This is a genomic window from Proteus cibi, assembly GCF_003144405.1.
Taxonomy (GTDB): Bacteria; Pseudomonadota; Gammaproteobacteria; order Enterobacterales; family Enterobacteriaceae; genus Proteus; species Proteus cibi.
In genome coordinates this window covers 195,020-212,390 of record NZ_PENW01000026.1, presented here as the reverse complement: position 1 = coordinate 212,390, position 17,371 = coordinate 195,020, and the positions used below count along the sequence as shown (strand labels likewise).

The following is a 17,371-nucleotide window of genomic DNA, read 5'->3' as shown; positions in this document are numbered from 1 at the left end:
AATCGTATTTCCTGACAATCAAGATGTTATTTTTAATTAATTAAACTATGGAATAAATAAAATGATATACACAACAGGCACTGTTAACACAGTGTCAGGGTCTGCTATTGTCAAAGGCACTGGCACTAAATTTAAAAATAATAATCCAGCCATTAATATTGGAATGACTATTTTAATTAAATCAGGAAATACTAATATTCCCTACATGATTAAATCCGTTAATTCTGATACTGAATTAGTATTAGCACAACCTGCATTAGCAACGACTACTAACACCACATTCTCAATTCATATTACTGAGCCCGATAATAATAGTGATGCAGCAAGAACAATGGTCGCAATAAATGCATACACGCAATATTTCCTCGATACGATGAATTCATGGATGAGTGAAACGGGGCAAACAAAAATTGAGATGCCAAATGGTGAAGTCATTACACTAGATAGTATTAAGAAGATGCAGGAGGATATCAGTAGAAAGTTATCTCCTGGTGATTTTGGATTAGGTCGCTCAAATGAAACTGGAGATAAACACACTCAGGATGCTAACAGTATTAAATATACAGGGTTTGCGACACCGAACGGCGCTAATGCTGTAAATTACTACAATTCATACTACCCGTTACTGAGCATGACAAGAGGTGGTGGTGCGAATGGTGAGGGTAATAACTCTCAAATTCAGGCAACTCCAGAGGGGCTTGCGTATAGATGGATGGGGAATGGTAATATTTCTAACTGGCAGGAGTTAGCAAATAAAAGTTCATCATCAACTCAACTGTTCAAGTCATCAGTTGAAGCAACAACGAAGCTAATATCAAAATCAGCAGATGGGAAAACATCAATATCATTAACGACCAACAATTCTGGTGGAACAAATATCGAACTAAATTCTGCATCGGGTTATAACGGGATACAGATACCAAAAAAATCAGGTACTCTTATGCTTGTTGGAGACTACGGTATCGGCAATAGGGAACCGACTCTAGCTGATGCTCTTGAGCCAACAAAAATTATAGATAAAACTCAGCTTATCCGCTCTTATGGGGGTGGTAACTTAAGGTGGGGGGTTGGAATGCTTGGGTTTTATGCTGGAGCTACTCATTGGGGAGCGTTCACGTTTAATGATTTTACATTTAATGTTCATTGGGATATGAATGGAACAATATCACAATATTATGCATGGACAAGCAAAAATACAACCACAGACCCGCAAGGTTTTATCAAAAAAGCCTCTCCAGTAATCAACATCAATCCTGACGGTACATTCACAACTAACGACGAATCAGAAGGCTCTACGGTTACTCGAGTAGCTCAGGGTGAATATCTTATCAAAGGTGTATTGGGCTTTAATGCTGATGCAGGATGGGGCGGTGTTGATGGCGGTATTGAAATTCCACTTGATGTCAATAAACAGCCTCTTATTTGGGTAGACTCTATTGTTAATGAGGACGGTTCGATTCTCGTTAAAACTTATCACCGAACTCACCCTAACGCACCTAAATTTGCACGTAATGATATTGACGGCTTCAATGACGGTGATCCGATAGATATCCCTGATGGACGTTTTATTTCCGTGCGTGTACAGATGCCAGAGCAATCAATCTATAACGTGAGAATGCGTGAGATGGAAGAAGCACAGAAAGCGGAAGAGGAACGCAGACAAAAGGAAGAGGAAGAAAATCAGGACACCAATAAGACACCAGAAATTGATAACTGATTGATTATATAACTCGGTCGGTTACATCGAGCATCGGAGCTACTCTGCTTTCAAATACTGCACCGAATTTGCATCTGGCAACTTCTTACTTCTCTCACGATAAAACGCTAATCGTTCATTAAAATACTCGCGTAAATGTGCTGGTTGTTGTCTTTCTATTTCTGAGGCAACAACTGGCATATTGAGGCGTTCTTTATATGCGACACCCGAAGCAGCTAAATTGACATTGATCTTGTCTTTTTCTTCCTGCGTTAGTTCAGCTAGATTTTTCATTTGGTAAGCTCTATTAATGAATTTGAGGTGAATTATAGCATAGAAGCAGGACTAGAATTGAGCTTTAACTAGGGTAATTCTGATGGGGTTTTAGACCATATAAAATACAGACATAAAAACCAACCGATTATGGTTGGTTTTTATGATAAATATTGGTCGATATAATAGAGTTTAAACCTATTTACTTGTGACTATGGTCATTATTTTTAGTTATGACTTGAATAAAGTATAAATTAATAACGATAAATTTTGGGTGCGTTTTTTAATTTTATCCTCATTCCAATCATAACGTGATGATATATCATCATTTTTTTCTTCGGTTTCATATGTTTGATTATCAACTTCGCTTATAAAGCGTTTTACGATATTCATTTTTGATTTTCTATAAATTGATATTTTATCTATAAGTAATTTATTTCCACATTTTTCATTAATATCATATCCAATAGGTAGTAGATTACCTAGAGTTCCGATGTAATGCTTGCTATTTAGGCTTTGAGGTAGAATATGTTCGATAGAATAGGAACCAGTATTTATTTCATCAGTATTAGATAATATTCTTTCTAATTTTTCAAAAATATATCTAATTAACTTACCTTGCTTATTTTTTTTATTTGAATAGTGAATTCTTTTATCTAATTCAACACAAAATGTTTTTTCATTAGGTACTTTTCGAGAAAATAGATCATAAAGTTCTTGTGTTAATTCCTTTCTTTGTGTTTTATTTATTATTGCATTTACTTTTACGGCTAATACCGAATATGTTGAGTCAATCCCAGATGGGCGCAGTTTACATATTGAGTTAAATTTAAAATGAAAATCTTCTATTCGTTTTAATATTAGGATTAAATCTTTTTGTGGTATTCTTTTAGGAAAGTCTCTACGTAATCTTAATAAAGATAGTATAAATGGTCTTGGAATACTTACGTTGAAAATATTAATTGCATTCAGTGCGCGATAAATATCAATTTGATCAGATTGAGGCCAATGGTCAGTTGATGGCTCTATTATTTTTATATATAAATCAATATCCTTATGAATTTGGTCTAAAAAATTTTGTGGCGTTAATATAGGTGGGTTTTCTGATATGGAACGTTTGAATGAGCGATATAATTGTTCTTCACCAACATATCCAATTTTTGATAGCCACCAACACCTAATATAGCTAGACATTGTTTCATTGGTATCAGTTTCTGCTAATTTATTTGCAATGCTATCCCATTTTTGTTTTGCTTCATCTACTGGAAATGTTGTTGTACACGATTGAAAAACTTTATTTTTGATTAAATCAATAGAGCTTAAATTAATTCCTCTTGCATTTAGCACTTCGAATATATCGTATGCATCATCTTCAGAATCAACAGAAATTTTAACTACTTTTAAGTAGTTAGTAATCATATTATAAAGAGCATTCAAGCAAAATGCATAATCTTCATTATTGTATGTATGATTATTTTTTTTTAAAAGTAGCTTACAAAGAATTCTTTTTTGTAATTTCTTTTTGAAATATAACCCCGCATACCGAATCTTTTTTTCTTCAGGGGTCTCGGGTTTATTGCTACAATCTTCTGTTGATTGGAATGAAGTCTTAAAGTAATTTTTTGTAGTATCTCTTTGTATTTTTTCAGTTAACGACTGACCTTTCGAGTCTAAAGATCCCCTTTTAAGAGTGCTTGAAACAGTGACAATATAGGATTTGAATATATCATCAGCGAGTGAGTCTTCTTCTAATTTTCTAAACTCTCTTGAAATTAATGACAATAGAATTGTGATAACAGATAGTCTTTGTTGACCATCGACTATTTCCAGTTGTTTATCACTATCAGTTCCTGCTAAGACTATAGTCCCAATAAAATATTCATTGAACGTGAACTCGTCATCTTCAAGTTTAATATTTCTAGTTATATCTTGCCAGAATTCGTCAAGCTGTATGTTTTCCCAGCTAAATTCTCTTTGATTTCTTGGGATAACATAGATTTTTTTTATAGATAAAATTGAGTTTATATTAACTGGGGTAGCATCAAAATTCATAATCCATTTCCTTGCAATGAGCCAGAGTGTTGGTTTTTATGATTTATAGATAAGTGTTTATTGGCTAGTGAGTGTTATGTTGTAAAAAAGGCCCACCGAAGTGAGCCTTTCTAAACTATAAATGATCCGCGTGTCATTTGCGTGTCATTTATAGTCCTTTTGTTGTCAGTGTGTAGTCTTGTCGATTTCGCTAACTTCTTGTTTTTGAAACCGTTGTCCTATCACTGACCCACCAAATTTGGTGGAGCTGGCGGGAGTTGAACCCGCGTCCGAAATTTCTACATCCTCGGTACTACATGCTTAGTCTATCTTTAATTTCACTTACCCACTGCGGACAGACGCGCCATGAATAAGCTAGCTTGATTAAATTTAACGCTTCAACCCCAAGCTAGGCATCCACGCGATCTCTTTTGGGTTTGACCTCTCTTTATCCCCGTCTTAAGAGCGGAAGCTAGGGAGAGAGGGCTCAGAGCAGGTTATTAAGCTGCTAGTGCTTTATATTGATTGTCGTTTGCGACTATCTTTTTTGCGGCTTTTTACGAGGCCAACCGCCCCTCGGCATGCACCTTGGGTTTCGCAAATCCCGTCGAATCCAGAATCAGCCCCAAGTTGTTGAAAGCGAGTATATCAGAAAAATACTTGTAATTGCTAGTACTTAACGCAATTTAGCGGTTAGCATTTTTCATAATACGTGCTTTGTCTAATTTCCACTCACGATCTTTAATGGTTTCACGTTTATCGTGATCTTTCTTACCCTTTGCAACGCCAATTTTGATTTTACACCAAGCGTTTTTCCAATAAAGCGAAAGAGCAACAACGGTATAACCATCACGGTTAATTTGACCATAAAGGTTATCAAGTTCACGTTGTTTTAATAATAGTTTGCGGGTACGTGTAGGATCACAAACGACATGGCTTGATGCAACATTTAAAGGAGAAATAGTTGCACCAAAAAGATAAGCTTCGCCATCGCGCATGATAACATAGCTATCACTGATGTTTGCTTTACCGGCACGCAGTGATTTTACTTCCCAGCCTTGGAGCGCCAAGCCCGCTTCTATCTCATCTTCGATGAAATATTCATGGCGAGCACGTTTATTTAACGCAATGGTCGCAGAACCAGGTTTGTGTGATTTTTTCTTTGTCATAATGTCCACATTATACTGTATGAGCAATAGAAAGAAATCATTTAACCGACTGTTTTCTTTTCAATTGCATAAAACTTAAGCTATATTCCATTAGATTTTTAATTAGTCACTGTTCAATGATATGATCACACACAGTGTTGTCGTACAGGAATAACTATGCCTCAGATTAGTCGATCTGCTCTTGTCCCTTTTAGTTCAGAGCAAATGTTTAAACTGGTTAATGATGTTCTTACTTACCCTGATTTTCTACCAGGATGCGTTGGAAGTAAACTGATCAAAAGCACTCCAGAAGAAATGATTGCATCAATAAATGTCTCTAAAGCGGGAATTAGTAAAACATTTACTACCCATAACTTTTTAAAGACGAATGAACGTGTTGATATGCGTCTTGTTGATGGCCCCTTTCGTAAATTAACCGGGGGATGGGTGTTTACCGCACTTGATGATAATGCGTGTAAGATAGAATTTCAGCTAGACTTTGAGTTCACTAATAAATTAATTGAGTTGGCTTTTGGACGTATTTTTAAGGATTTAACGAATAATATGGTTCAGGCATTTACTCACAGAGCGAAAGAGATTTATCGTGACTAAAATATGGGTAGAGGTAACCTATGCGTTGCCCGACAAACAGTATCTTATCCCTGTTGAACTAACATTAGGGGATACTGTTGAACAAGCCATTATTGCTTCAAATATCGTAACAATTTGTAATGATATTGATTTGACTAAGAATAAAGTAGGTATTTATAGTCGCCCAGCAAAGTTAAGTGATAATGTGCGAGACGGTGATAGAGTTGAAATTTATCGACCTTTAATTGCCGATCCTAAAGAAATGCGCCGTAAACGTGCTGAGAAAGCGCGACAAAAAGCGGATTAATATTATGCTTTCTACCCAATACAATAGAGGGGGGGAGCATCATATACTGCATGATAGGCTGTTTAATTACAGACAGATACAATAAAAGACAACACTGTTACAAAGCAATTTCTCTTTATAAAAACACACCCCAACGTCAAATTTAACGTATGGGGTGCAATTCGTTTTTGCCAAACTTATACAAAACTAAGCTTTCTTCGCACTGTCATCGTATTACGATTTTGTTGCAGGTGCTGAGAAATTAGGCATATTGCCTTGCTTATCAATCTTAGTCAGTATGCCATTGCTATCAAAAGTTAGGGTGAGAGTCTCTTGACGTACTTTTTGATGACCAGGCTCTTCACGGAAAACATAATACCAAGTCTGGCTTCCGAAAGGATCTTTAAGCATTGGTGTGCCAAGGGCAAATTGAACTTGCTGCTGTGTCATTCCTTGCTGAACTTTTGCGACTTCGGCTGGTGTTAAATAATTTCCCTGATTGATATCTGGGTGATAAACCAGTCTCTCGAACATAGAGCAACCTGAAGTCATTACGACTAAAGATAAGGCGGCAACTTTTAACAGTTTAAAACGCATGGTAATTACATTCCTTTTAGGGTCATAGTGACGATGATAATCGACAACGCAGCAATTGAAAACCTTTCACGCTCTGCCTATGACCCTAAATATCAATAAAAGTTTGTTAATCGTTATGCAGCCAACAAATCTTTCGCATTGGCTAAGGTATTTTTGGTGACTTCACTGCCGGCTAATAAACGAGCGAGCTCTTGTAGGCGTTCTTTTTTCGATAACAGTTTCATGGTTGTTTCAGTTTCTTCACCATTTGTCTCTTTATTAACGAAATAGTGTTGATGACCACAACCTGCAACTTGAGGTAAGTGAGTGACACACATCACTTGAGTTGACTCACCTAACTCACGGAGCAATTTACCCACAATCGCTGCTGTTGGACCACTGATACCCACATCGACTTCATCAAAAATAAGTGCTGGCGTATCCATTTTTTTTGCTGTGATCACTTGGATTGCGAGTGCAATACGTGATAATTCACCGCCTGAAGCGACTTTAGAAAGTGCTTGATGGGGTTGTCCCGGGTTTGTGGTGACATTAAATTCAACTTTTGTGGCACCATCGATTTGCAGTGAGCTGTCATCAAAATAGGTATCAACAGTAAAATAACCATGTGGCATTGATAACTGATGCATACTGTTAGTGATAAGTTGGCTTAATTCATTTGCATATTGTTGGCGAACTTGATGCAGTTGCTTTGCGACATCTAATGCAATTAAATGGTCAGCTTTGACTTGTTCGATTAAAGCATCACAATCATCATTTTGACGAAGTAGGGCATTTTTCTCTTCAATTAATTGTTGATGAAGATCATAGAGTTCTTCAGGTGCAACACGATGTTTACGTGACAAACTAATGTACTTAGACATGCGTTTTTCTACTTCAAATAAGCGATTAGGATCCATCTCTAAGCGATCGCTATAATGACGAAGTTCATCACTCACTTCACTAATTTGAATCGTGGCTTCTTCTAGCATCTCTAATAGCGAATTGAACTGACTTTCCATGGCGGTCAGCTCAGCAATTTCATGTTTAGCCACATTGAGCATACTTAAAATATTTTGTTCTTCGTTGTCACTTAAAATTTGCAAACTATTTTGACTTAGCGTTAAAAACTGACCGCAGTTAGAAAGACGTTTATATTCTTGATCTAATTCTGGGTATTCACCTTGTACTGGCTGAAATTCGTTGAGCTCTTTTAAATGGTAGTCAATCAGTTGCTGTCTAGCTTCTCGTTCTAAAGAGAGTTGTTGAAAAGCGGCTAAAGTTTGGCAACTTTGATGCCATGTTTGATAAGCCGATTTCATACTTTTTAATAAAGCCGGTTCATGGGCATAGATATCAAGCAGTTGTTTTTGATAGCGAGGCTCTAGAAGTTGCTGATGAGCATGTTGACCATGAATTTGGATAAGTAAAGAGCCGAGCTCTCTTAATTGTGAAAGAGGAACAGAAGTGCCGTTGATAAAACCACGAGAACGCCCATCAGCAGAAACAGTTCTTCTTAATAGGCATTCGTTATGATCATCAAGATGATGTTCTTCAAGCCAACGTTGTGCTGATGGCGTATCAGAGAGTGAAAATCGTGCACATAAATCGGCTCTAGTTGCACCTGGGCGCACCATATTGGCATCACCACGGTTACCTAAACATAAACCTAGAGCATCAATAGCAATAGACTTACCTGCGCCAGTTTCGCCTGTAATGGTGGTCATGCCACCAGAGAAATCGATTTCAAGTTCACGGACTATGGCAAAATGACTAATGGTTAATTGAGTCAGCATAGTGCCTCTCCTGTGTATAAAAACATATCTGTAATTACATACAGTATAAACTGGTTTTTTATACAGTAAAGTAGTGAGGCATAAAAATTAGAACATTTTTTTCGACCAACCTAATTTTGAGCTGAGTGTATTAAAATAATTGTAATCAGTCGGGTGAACTAAATTGAGTTTTTGACGACTTCTTTTAATAATAACTTCATCACCTTCTTTAATGGGTAACACTAATTGGCTATCACAACTGACTTCATAATCGATATTTGTTTGTGAGAATTTTAAGCGAATTTGGCTATCACTGCTGATAACTAAAGGGCGTGCTGACAAGGTATGTGGAAACATAGGCACAAGTGCAATAGCGTCAAGATTTGGGGTTAAAATAGGCCCCCCCGCAGAAAGTGAGTAGGCGGTTGATCCCGTTGGTGTTGCGATAATTAAGCCATCAGAACGTTGAGAGAAAGCAAAGCGATCATCAATATAAACTTCAAACTCAATCATATGAGCGACTTTGCCGGGATGAAGTACAACTTCATTGATTGCTGTACCAATACGATTTCTTTGACCTTCCGCACAGACGCGAGCTTCAAGTAAAAAACGTTTTTCTTCACGATAGTGCCCAGCTAACACATTGGTTAATTGTTGTAAGGCATTATCGGGATCAAGATCAGTAAGAAAGCCTAAATTACCTCGGTTAACACCAATTACTTTGATATTATAACGAGATAACACGCGCGCAGCGCCAAGCATATTACCATCACCACCAACAACAATGACCAGATCGGCAATTTTGCCAACTTGTGTTAAATCACCCGTTTGTGCATTTTCTAGTTTTAGTTCTTGAGCAACTTGTGTATCAATAATAACGTCATAACCTTGAGCCAATAGCCAATGATAGAGCATTTCATGAGTTGAAATTGCTTCGGGATGGCGTGGATGACCAACAATGCCAATGCATTTAAAGTGTTTTTCTTCCATTACGGTATGATCTGGCATTTTTTTACCCTCGTTTTGCGCCAATTCCTTGAAACCCGTTTATTGATCCCCATAATAAACTAAATATGAAGATGAATACCAAAATTACGCGGAGATGTTCATGAGTAGTAAAGAACAAAATGTACATGAAGAGCAAGTCTCAAAAGAAAAAGAAGGAATGGGATCAGTAATGGATGAGTCTCAAGAGTCAGCAATGACCGAAGAAGCACAAGCGGACTTTAATGCTCAAGCGGAGTTAGTGGAAGCATTAGCGCGTATTGATTCTCTTGAAAAACAACTGGAGCAGTCACAAAAAACAGAGCGTGAAGCCATGGCGCGTGCGCTAGCTGAAGTTGAAAATGTGCGTCGCCGTACTCAACAAGATATTGAGAAAGCGCATAAATTTGCACTTGAAAAATTTTCTAACGAGTTATTGCCGGTACTCGATAATTTAGAACGTGCTTTATCTGCGGCTGATCATGAAAATGAATCATTAAAGCCAATGATTGAAGGGTTAGAATTAACTCTGAAATCATTTTTAGATGCTGTTCGTAAATTTGGTATCGAAGTGGTTGAAGAAAAAAATGTAGTATTTAACCCTGAAGTTCACCAAGCGATGACTTTAATTGATAGCCCAGAACATGACTCTAATCATGTTGTCGATGTTATGCAAAAAGGATATACCTTAAATGGTCGTTTATTGCGCCCAGCTATGGTTATTGTTTCTAAATAATATCGATAAAACATTCGTTATCACATGAGTTAGTACATGTCGATAAAGTAAACCGCACAATACGAAGATTATTTAATATTCTTGTTATTGTGCGGTTTTATGCTTTATAAGGGGGGGGTTATTCAACCGGATCAAGTTGCCAATTGATTGGTGTGCGACCTTGCTGTTGCAAAATATCATTGGCTTGTTTGAAATGACCACAACCTAAAAAGCCTCTATGGGCAGAAAGCGGTGATGGATGAGGTGCTTTTAAAATAACGTGTTTATTTGTATCAATAAAACGTCCTTTTTTCTGAGCATGCGCGCCCCAAAGTAAGAAAATAACCCCATCCCTGCGCTGATTAATCTGTTCTATGACCGCGTCAGTAAAGACTTCCCAACCATAGTTAGCATGAGAATGTGCTTGACCTTTCTCTACCGTTAATACGGTATTAAGTAATAAAACCCCTTGTTTTGCCCAGCTTTCTAAATAGCCATGGTTAGGGCGTTTAAAATCAGGGTATTCCTTTTCAAGCTCTTTATACATATTGACTAATGAAGGCGGTGCAGGCACACCTGGTCGCACGGAAAAAGAGAGTCCATGTGCTTGATTAGGACCGTGGTAAGGATCTTGTCCCAAAATAACGACATTCACATTATCAAAAGGTGTAAAACGAAAAGCATTAAAAATATCCTCTTGAGGAGGATAAACAATTTTGCCTGCGGCTCTTTGTTGTGCAACTTGAGACATAATTTGATGAAAATAAGGCTTTTCTTTTTCAGCACCGATCACATCATGCCAAGTTAATGGTGTAGTCATAACCTAAAATCCTTGTTGATATCTTATCGTCTTTAAGCTTACCGATTTCATCAGGGGAATGAAAATATTACGGACTAAAAATAAAAATTAATTGATTTCTCAACTTTTATTTGAAAATTTACAAAAAAAATTGCAAGGCGGCGGTAAGTGATTGTTGATTTAAAACAATACTTTGCACCTTGTTGGATAAAATGCTTATGAATTTTATTGATATTTATCAAAGAATGACGCCATTTATACTGGTATATAAGTAGACAGAAACATTGGTTAGACCAAATACCCAAGTTCTGATATGTGATTAGAATTTGATTTTGCGCCCAAATTGGAGGTCGAAATGATTACTGGTATCCAAATTACTAAAGCTGATAACGACGATTTATTACACTCTTTCTGGTTATTAGATGATGAAAACGGCGAAGCTCGTTGCATCTGTGCTAAAAAAGGCTTTGAAGAAGGTCAAGTGATTAACCGTAAAGAGTTAGGCAATATCGAATACCGTGAAGTGCCTGTAGAATCTAAACCGGTTGTTCGTGTAGAAGGTGGTCAACACCTTAACGTTAACGTATTAAGCCGTGAAACACTGGAAGATGCTGTTAACAATCCTGAGAAATATCCTCAATTAACTATTCGTGTTTCTGGTTATGCTGTACGTTTTAATTCACTGACTCCAGAACAACAACGTGATGTTATTACTCGTACTTTCACAGAAAGCCTGTAATTTTCACTAAAGTAATAAGTTAATCATAAGCTCGGTATGAAAATATCGGGCTTTTTTTCTATGTAATTTAGACAAAAGAGAAAATAACAAAAAACCGTAACTATATTGTATAGCTACGGTTTTTTTATAACATCAGAAAGAGTATAGATTATTTGTTATCAGTATTCGTTTCTTTTGCTGGTGCAGTAGGCGCAACCTTTTTTTCTGTATGCTCAGTGACTGCTTTGCGACGTTTACCGATATTTTTACGATCGCGAGTCCGTACTTTTTCTTTAACTGCTTTTTTCTCTTCTTCTTTTTTCGCTTTGCGTTTTGCAAGCACTTTTTTCGAAGGTTTGAATGTTGCTTTCAGGCTTGGTGCCTTGGTTTCTGGACGTAGTTCTGCAACAACACGATATTTAATTGGCTCTTGAACGTAACGACCAATTTTTCCTAATAATGGGTGGTCGTGAGCTTCAACTAATGAAATTGCGATACCTTTACGACCAGCGCGTCCTGTACGACCAATACGATGTAAGTAAACATCCGCAGTACGAGGTAAGTCAAAATTGAAAACGTGTGTAATGTCATCAAGATCAAGACCACGAGAAGCAACGTCTGTGGCAACAAGCACATTCATTTTGCCTGATTCTAAACGTTTGATCGCATCGTTACGCTGTGTTTGTGCCATTTCACCTTCAAGGTAACTACATTTAATACCTTGTTTTTCTAATGCAGTAACAAGCTCTCTTACTCGTTCTCTTTTACGAACAAAGACAATCGATTTTTTAACATCGTCTTGCTTTAATAATGCAGCAAGTAACGCTGTTTTATGTTCGAGATTATCTGCATGATAATAGAACTGCTGAATTTTTTTACGTTCACGGCGAGAGGGATCGGCATTAAGCTCTACAGGCTCGTTGAGAATGCGCTGTGCAAAATCAATAACCGCATTACCTTCTAGTGTTGCAGAGAACAGTAATGTCTGTTTGCGCCAGCGAGTTTCACCTGCAATCGTTTCGATATCGTTAGCAAAACCCATATCTAACATGCGATCTGCTTCATCTAAAATCAGCATTTCCACAGCACGGCAGTCAAAGTTTTCTTCTTTGATATACTGTAATAAACGACCTGTTGTTGCAACAACGATATCTTGGTTCTCGCTGAAGACTTCAGCGTGATTCATATAAGCAACACCGCCTGTGATCGTGGCGATATCTAAATGGGTGTGCGCACATAATTCTTTTGCCTGATCGGCAACTTGCATGGCAAGTTCGCGTGTTGGTGTCAGGATAAGAATACGCGGCGGACCTGATTTTTTACGTGGATAATCAAGCAAGTGCTGAATTGCTGGAAGCAAAAAGGCCGCAGTTTTCCCTGTGCCTGTTGGCGCAGAGCCTAAAATATCGCGTCCATCCATTGCAGCTGGAATTGCATCTGCTTGAATAGCAGTAGGACGTTGATATCCTTTTTCTTCTAATGCGGTCAATAAACTTTCATCAAGTTCAAGACTGGAAAATGTCGTGGCTGTCATTGTATACCTCTGTTTAGGGCGCGGATTTTGACATTATCCCCCGCTAAAAGCCAGAGGATTTACCGCTATCACATTATATATTACCGATAGACGAAGGTATTCGTTGTTTTTAGGCTTAATCTAAATAAGCGTGCATCGTATACAAATAGTTTAATGTTAAGATAGGGGTTGTAGAAACGTTATCTTATCATATATCTCTTTTTCCATGACATGATTGATAAGCAATAAAAAAAGAGATTGCTGTGCAAATCAATAGAGTTAATAGATGAATCATAAGAAAGTGAAAAAAGCGGGATTACGCAAAGGTGGTTTTACATTCAAACAATTTTTTGTTGCTCATGATCAGTGTGAAATGAAAGTGGGGACAGATGGTGTTTTATTAGGGGCTTGGGCACCTATTAATAATGTCAAAAGAGCACTTGATATTGGTACGGGGAGTGGACTAATTGCATTAATGTTAGCTCAACGAGCAAATAAAATTGAGTGTATTGATGGTATTGAACTTGATGAGAAAGCGGCATTACAAGCTACAGAAAATACCCAAGAGTCACTATGGCACGCATTTATTCATATCCATCATAGTGATATTCATCATTATGCGGAGCAAGTGCAAAAGAAGTATGATTTGATTGTTAGTAATCCACCTTATTTTGAGCCGGCAATTGCGTGTCGAAATGATATGCGCGAGCAAGCTCGTTATACCAAAACCTTAACGCATGAGGGATTGTTAGATAGTGCGCAATCACTTATCACTGAAGATGGGTTGTTCTGTGTTGTATTACCTTATTCTATTGGTGAGCAATTTATTGAAATTGCAGAAAAAAAAGAGTGGCATGTTGTAAAACGCGTTAATATTAAAGACAGTGCGGATAAACCTTATCATCGAATTTTGTTAGCGTTTCAAAGACAAAATCAAGATAGTGTTGAATGCAGTACAGATGAACTTATTATTCGTAATAATGAAGGGCACTATACCGAGAAGTTCCAATCTTGGGTGACTGACTTTTATTTGTATTATTAAATCTATATTTAATAATACATTGTTTAAGATAATATATATTGTTGTAAGTAATCGTATATATTTAAATAATATCATTGTGTTATCGTTTTTTTATTGGCAAATTGCATTTTGGTTGGGTGATCACCATGATGATTTTTTTGTGATTCATCTCTTAAAATAATGATTGAATTGAACTTCATACTATTTTTACGCTCTAAGTCTTGTAGCTCATAAAAACGAGAAGGAATAACGAGAGTAAATATGACGGAGTCATTTAAAAATAGTGCGAAGCTTGACTTCGGGAGAGTCCATCTCTAATGAGCGAGCAGTTAACGGACCAAATGTTGGTTGAAAAGGTACAAAATGGTGACCAGAACGCTTTTAATTTGCTGGTTATCCGCTATCAACACAAGGTAGCAAGCCTGATTTCCCGTTATGTACCACAGGGCGATGTGCCAGATGTTTCGCAAGAAGCCTTTATTAAAGCTTATCGTGCCATCGGTTCTTTTCGTGGAGATAGTGCTTTTTACACATGGCTTTATCGCATTGCTGTAAATACAGCAAAAAATTATCTGGTCGCACAGGGGCGACGTCCGCCTTCGAATGATTTAGATGCAAGTGATGTTGAAAATTTCGAATCACCCAATGCACTAAAAGAAATTTCGAACCCTGAGAATTTAATGTTGTCTGAAGAGTTACGGAGAGTGGTTTTTCACACCATAGAGTCATTACCTGAAGATTTAAGGGTTGCTATTACACTTCGGGAACTTGACGGGCTGAGCTATGAAGAGATAGCGGTCATTATGGATTGCCCTGTCGGAACAGTACGTTCACGTATTTTTAGGGCGCGAGAAGCTATTGATAATAAGGTTCAACCATTAATACAAGAGTTTTAATTGTGGGTGAACCATCATTGACTGAAGGGTACTTTTACATGCAAAAAGAAAAACTTTCTGCATTTATGGATGGCGAAGTTCTTGATAAAGAATTAATGGGTACAATTGCTCGTGATGACTCCATGAAAGAGACATGGCAACGCTACCATTTAATTCGTGACACAATGCGTGGTGATGTAGGTGAAGTAGTCCACTTCGATATCGCAAGTCGTGTTGCGCTCGCTTTAGAGAATGAACCTGTTCGCATAAGTCCTGAACAACAACGAGAGCAGCAACCTGCGCCATCACAATGGCGTCAGCACTCTTTCTTACAAACGTTACGTCCTTGGGCAAGTCAGTTAACTCAAATCGGTGTCGCGGCTTGTGTTTCATTAGCTGTTATTGTTGGTGTTCAGCAATATAATGGAAAAAGTGGTTCTGAAGATTTCCAAGTAGATACGCCTGTATTTAATACTCAACCTATTATGGGGGCAGGTTCACCAGTAAGCTTAAATCTTCAAAACGATACTTTAGGTAAAGACCAACAAACACGTTTACAAGAGCGTAATCAGCGCCTTGGCTTAATGTTGCAACAGTATGAGTTAGATCGTCGTATCTATAATGCACCACAAAATGAAGCGCCAGTTAGCGCTCAAGGTGAAACTCACCCCGTAGCAGCACAGTAATAATAGATGTGAATGTATAAATAACGTGTGGGAATGAAATAGTCGTAATGAAAAAATCATGGTTATCCACCTTATTGCTGGTGGGCAGCCTGTCAATGCCGATACAAGCCTTGGCACAACCTCAAACAGGTAGTGTCGAGGCTTTGTTGCAAAGGATGGGTCAGACAAGTCAAAGCTCTACCTATGAATTATCTTTTATCAATATCAATTCTCAAGGTATTGTTCCTATTCGCTACCGTCACACTCTTATTGATGGCAAACCGCTTGCACAATTAATGCAAATGGATAGTACTCGCCGTGAAATAGTTCAACGTGGTGATGAAATCAGTTATTTTGAGCCGGGCTTAGATGCTTTTAGCTTAAGAAATGATCATATCGTTGATTATATCCCTTCTATCATTTACCAAAATTTCAATGAATTATCAGATTATTATAATTTTATTGATGCAGGTAGAACGCATATTGGTGATATTCCAAGCCGAGTTGTTCGTGTACTATCAAAAAATAATGACCGTTATGATTATGTCTTGTTTATTGATGAAGAAAGATATCTGCCTTTAAGAGTCGATCTGTTAGATAAGAATAATGACATTATTGAACAATTTCGCGTGATCACTGTTAATGAAGGGAATGAAGTCAAAACTGAACTTAATTCGTTACGTACCGTCAATATGCCACCTTTATTGCTGGTGCCCAAAGCTAAGCCTTTGGTTTATAACTGGTCGGTTAGTCAATTACCTGAGGGGTTTAAAGAGGTAAAACGCAGTAACCATCAAATTTCTGAAACTGAATTTAGTCAGTCTATTTTATTTAGCGATGGCTTATTTGACTTCTCTATTTATGTTAATAAAAGCGGTCAACAGGTTAATTCGCCCGAACGTGATAAAATGTTGCGGTATGGTCGTAATACAATTTATACCTACGTCAAAGAAGGTAATGAAATTACCTTTATTGGTCAGTTACCATTTCCTACGGCACAAGCGATAGTGAATAGTGTTGTATTTACGAAAAAGTAAAAGGGTATAAGTTATGGTTAAAGAGTGGGCAACAGTGATACATTGGCATGAAGGACGTGCGTTATTGCGCTATGGATCGTCTTCTGGCTGTGGTAGTTGCCAAGCTCGCGCTGCGTGTGGTTCTTATTTATTAAATAAAATAGGACCTGAGACAGTGCATCAACTCGAACTTCCCGTAGCACAACCTTTAGTCGAAGGGCAAAAAGTGGAAGTGGGTATTCCTGAAAACAATCTACTTCTTTCCGCAATGCTAGTGTATTTAACACCGCTTATTGGCTTATTTATTGTCGCGGGCATTGCAAGCCTTTGGTTTTCGAGTGAATTTGCTATTTTTTGCAGTGGACTTGTGGGAGGCGCCCTTGGTTTTTTATTTGCCAAAAAAGTGGCGACTTGGTGGAGTAAAGATGAAGGTTTTGAACCTATTGTCTTGCAAATAGGGCTTCCACCCCATGAACTTAAGGTTCAATTTCAAGAATAATGAGTTAATTAAAAAGATGGGGCAATTGCCCCATCTTTTTTATCATGCTGCTTTTGTAATAATATTTATCTTAAATCAACACGTTTCTATATCTGGAAATTACCCACGAAAAATTATAAATAAATGCAAGTCTTAGCATAAATGTTTGTGTTTGATGAACGTTTCTTTGAGTATAATGTCTCTAGTGTGT

Annotated in this window: 18 protein-coding genes and 1 other RNA gene; 10 read left to right on the top strand and 9 right to left on the bottom strand. The window is 37.5% G+C overall.

The features are described 5' to 3' along the window. The first annotated feature begins 61 nt into the window (after window positions 1-61). A complete protein-coding gene (locus DK865_RS18755) occupies window positions 62-1,717 on the top strand; it encodes a phage tail fiber protein (RefSeq protein WP_194295207.1) in 1,656 nt (551 codons plus the stop codon). A gap of 39 nt (window positions 1,718-1,756) precedes the next feature. On the opposite strand, the gene DK865_RS14725 is transcribed toward DK865_RS18755, so the two are convergent. From DK865_RS14725 to smpB, 4 genes are all read right to left on the bottom strand, one after another. After that, entirely contained in the window at window positions 1,757-1,990 is a 234-nt protein-coding gene (locus tag DK865_RS14725) for a DNA polymerase III subunit theta (RefSeq protein WP_109392245.1), read from the bottom strand. Between the two features lie 210 nt (window positions 1,991-2,200). Continuing rightward, a complete protein-coding gene (locus DK865_RS14720) occupies window positions 2,201-4,021 on the bottom strand; it encodes a DUF262 domain-containing protein (protein WP_109392244.1) in 1,821 nt (606 codons plus the stop codon). 239 nt (window positions 4,022-4,260) lie between these two features. After that, window positions 4,261-4,627, bottom strand: a transfer-messenger RNA (tmRNA) gene (ssrA, locus tag DK865_RS14715). A gap of 59 nt (window positions 4,628-4,686) precedes the next feature. Further along, window positions 4,687-5,169 (bottom strand): SsrA-binding protein SmpB, encoded by a 483-nt coding sequence (gene smpB, locus DK865_RS14710; RefSeq protein WP_109392243.1) that lies wholly within the window; start codon window positions 5,167-5,169, stop codon window positions 4,687-4,689. A 156-nt stretch (window positions 5,170-5,325) separates the two neighbouring features. Between smpB and DK865_RS14705 the strand changes: the two genes are divergently transcribed. Both DK865_RS14705 and DK865_RS14700 read left to right on the top strand, forming a co-directional pair. Then, window positions 5,326-5,760 (top strand): SRPBCC family protein, encoded by a 435-nt coding sequence (locus DK865_RS14705; protein WP_023581586.1) that lies wholly within the window; start codon window positions 5,326-5,328, stop codon window positions 5,758-5,760. Beyond that, window positions 5,750-6,046 (top strand): RnfH family protein, encoded by a 297-nt coding sequence (locus DK865_RS14700; RefSeq protein WP_373931270.1) that lies wholly within the window; start codon window positions 5,750-5,752, stop codon window positions 6,044-6,046. The genes DK865_RS14705 and DK865_RS14700 overlap by 11 nt, the downstream gene beginning before the upstream one ends. 213 nt (window positions 6,047-6,259) lie before the next feature. Here DK865_RS14700 and bamE read toward each other — a convergent pair whose 3' ends face one another. The 3 genes from bamE to nadK all read right to left on the bottom strand — a co-directional run bounded on the left by bamE (window position 6,260) and on the right by nadK (window position 9,366). Then, on the bottom strand, window positions 6,260-6,622 hold the full coding sequence (gene bamE, locus DK865_RS14695) for an outer membrane protein assembly factor BamE (protein WP_023581587.1): 363 nt from the start codon (window positions 6,620-6,622) through the stop codon (window positions 6,260-6,262). 113 nt (window positions 6,623-6,735) lie between these two features. Then, window positions 6,736-8,397 (bottom strand): DNA repair protein RecN, encoded by a 1,662-nt coding sequence (gene recN / locus DK865_RS14690; RefSeq protein WP_023581588.1) that lies wholly within the window; start codon window positions 8,395-8,397, stop codon window positions 6,736-6,738. Window positions 8,398-8,484: 87 nt separating this feature from the next. Next, complete coding sequence (nadK, locus tag DK865_RS14685; RefSeq protein WP_052026909.1) at window positions 8,485-9,366, bottom strand: NAD(+) kinase; 882 nt, start codon at window positions 9,364-9,366, stop codon at window positions 8,485-8,487. Between the two features lie 118 nt (window positions 9,367-9,484). On the opposite strand from nadK, the gene grpE reads away from it, so the two are divergent. Continuing rightward, window positions 9,485-10,096, top strand: coding sequence for a nucleotide exchange factor GrpE (gene grpE / locus DK865_RS14680; protein ID WP_023581589.1), 612 nt, complete (start codon window positions 9,485-9,487; stop codon window positions 10,094-10,096). Between the two features lie 118 nt (window positions 10,097-10,214). Here grpE and ung read toward each other — a convergent pair whose 3' ends face one another. Beyond that, window positions 10,215-10,895: a uracil-DNA glycosylase gene (gene ung / locus DK865_RS14675; protein WP_023581590.1), complete on the bottom strand. Its 681-nt coding sequence runs from the start codon at window positions 10,893-10,895 to the stop codon at window positions 10,215-10,217. A 334-nt stretch (window positions 10,896-11,229) separates the two neighbouring features. Here ung and grcA point away from each other — a divergent pair, with 334 nt between their 5' ends. Beyond that, the gene (gene grcA, locus DK865_RS14665) at window positions 11,230-11,613 is read left to right on the top strand and encodes an autonomous glycyl radical cofactor GrcA (RefSeq protein WP_023581591.1); all 384 of its coding nucleotides are present in this window, start codon (window positions 11,230-11,232) and stop codon (window positions 11,611-11,613) included. Between the two features lie 148 nt (window positions 11,614-11,761). Here grcA and srmB read toward each other — a convergent pair whose 3' ends face one another. Next, window positions 11,762-13,126 carry an ATP-dependent RNA helicase SrmB gene (gene srmB, locus DK865_RS14660; RefSeq protein ID WP_023581592.1) on the bottom strand — a complete coding sequence of 455 codons (1,365 nt, stop codon included), beginning with the start codon at window positions 13,124-13,126 and terminating at the stop codon, window positions 11,762-11,764. Window positions 13,127-13,391: 265 nt separating this feature from the next. Between srmB and trmN the strand changes: the two genes are divergently transcribed. From trmN to rseC, 5 genes are all read left to right on the top strand, one after another. Then, window positions 13,392-14,147 carry a tRNA(1)(Val) (adenine(37)-N(6))-methyltransferase TrmN gene (gene trmN / locus DK865_RS14655; RefSeq protein ID WP_023581593.1) on the top strand — a complete coding sequence of 252 codons (756 nt, stop codon included), beginning with the start codon at window positions 13,392-13,394 and terminating at the stop codon, window positions 14,145-14,147. 296 nt (window positions 14,148-14,443) lie between these two features. After that, on the top strand, window positions 14,444-15,022 hold the full coding sequence (rpoE, locus tag DK865_RS14650) for an RNA polymerase sigma factor RpoE (RefSeq protein WP_023581594.1): 579 nt from the start codon (window positions 14,444-14,446) through the stop codon (window positions 15,020-15,022). Between the two features lie 38 nt (window positions 15,023-15,060). After that, on the top strand, window positions 15,061-15,687 hold the full coding sequence (gene rseA, locus DK865_RS14645) for an anti-sigma-E factor RseA (protein ID WP_231128725.1): 627 nt from the start codon (window positions 15,061-15,063) through the stop codon (window positions 15,685-15,687). Between the two features lie 47 nt (window positions 15,688-15,734). After that, a complete protein-coding gene (rseB, locus tag DK865_RS14640; RefSeq protein WP_036912515.1) occupies window positions 15,735-16,703 on the top strand; it encodes a sigma-E factor regulatory protein RseB in 969 nt (322 codons plus the stop codon). Between the two features lie 13 nt (window positions 16,704-16,716). Then, on the top strand, window positions 16,717-17,181 hold the full coding sequence (gene rseC / locus DK865_RS14635) for a SoxR-reducing system protein RseC (RefSeq protein WP_023581597.1): 465 nt from the start codon (window positions 16,717-16,719) through the stop codon (window positions 17,179-17,181). Window positions 17,182-17,371 lie beyond the last annotated feature (190 nt).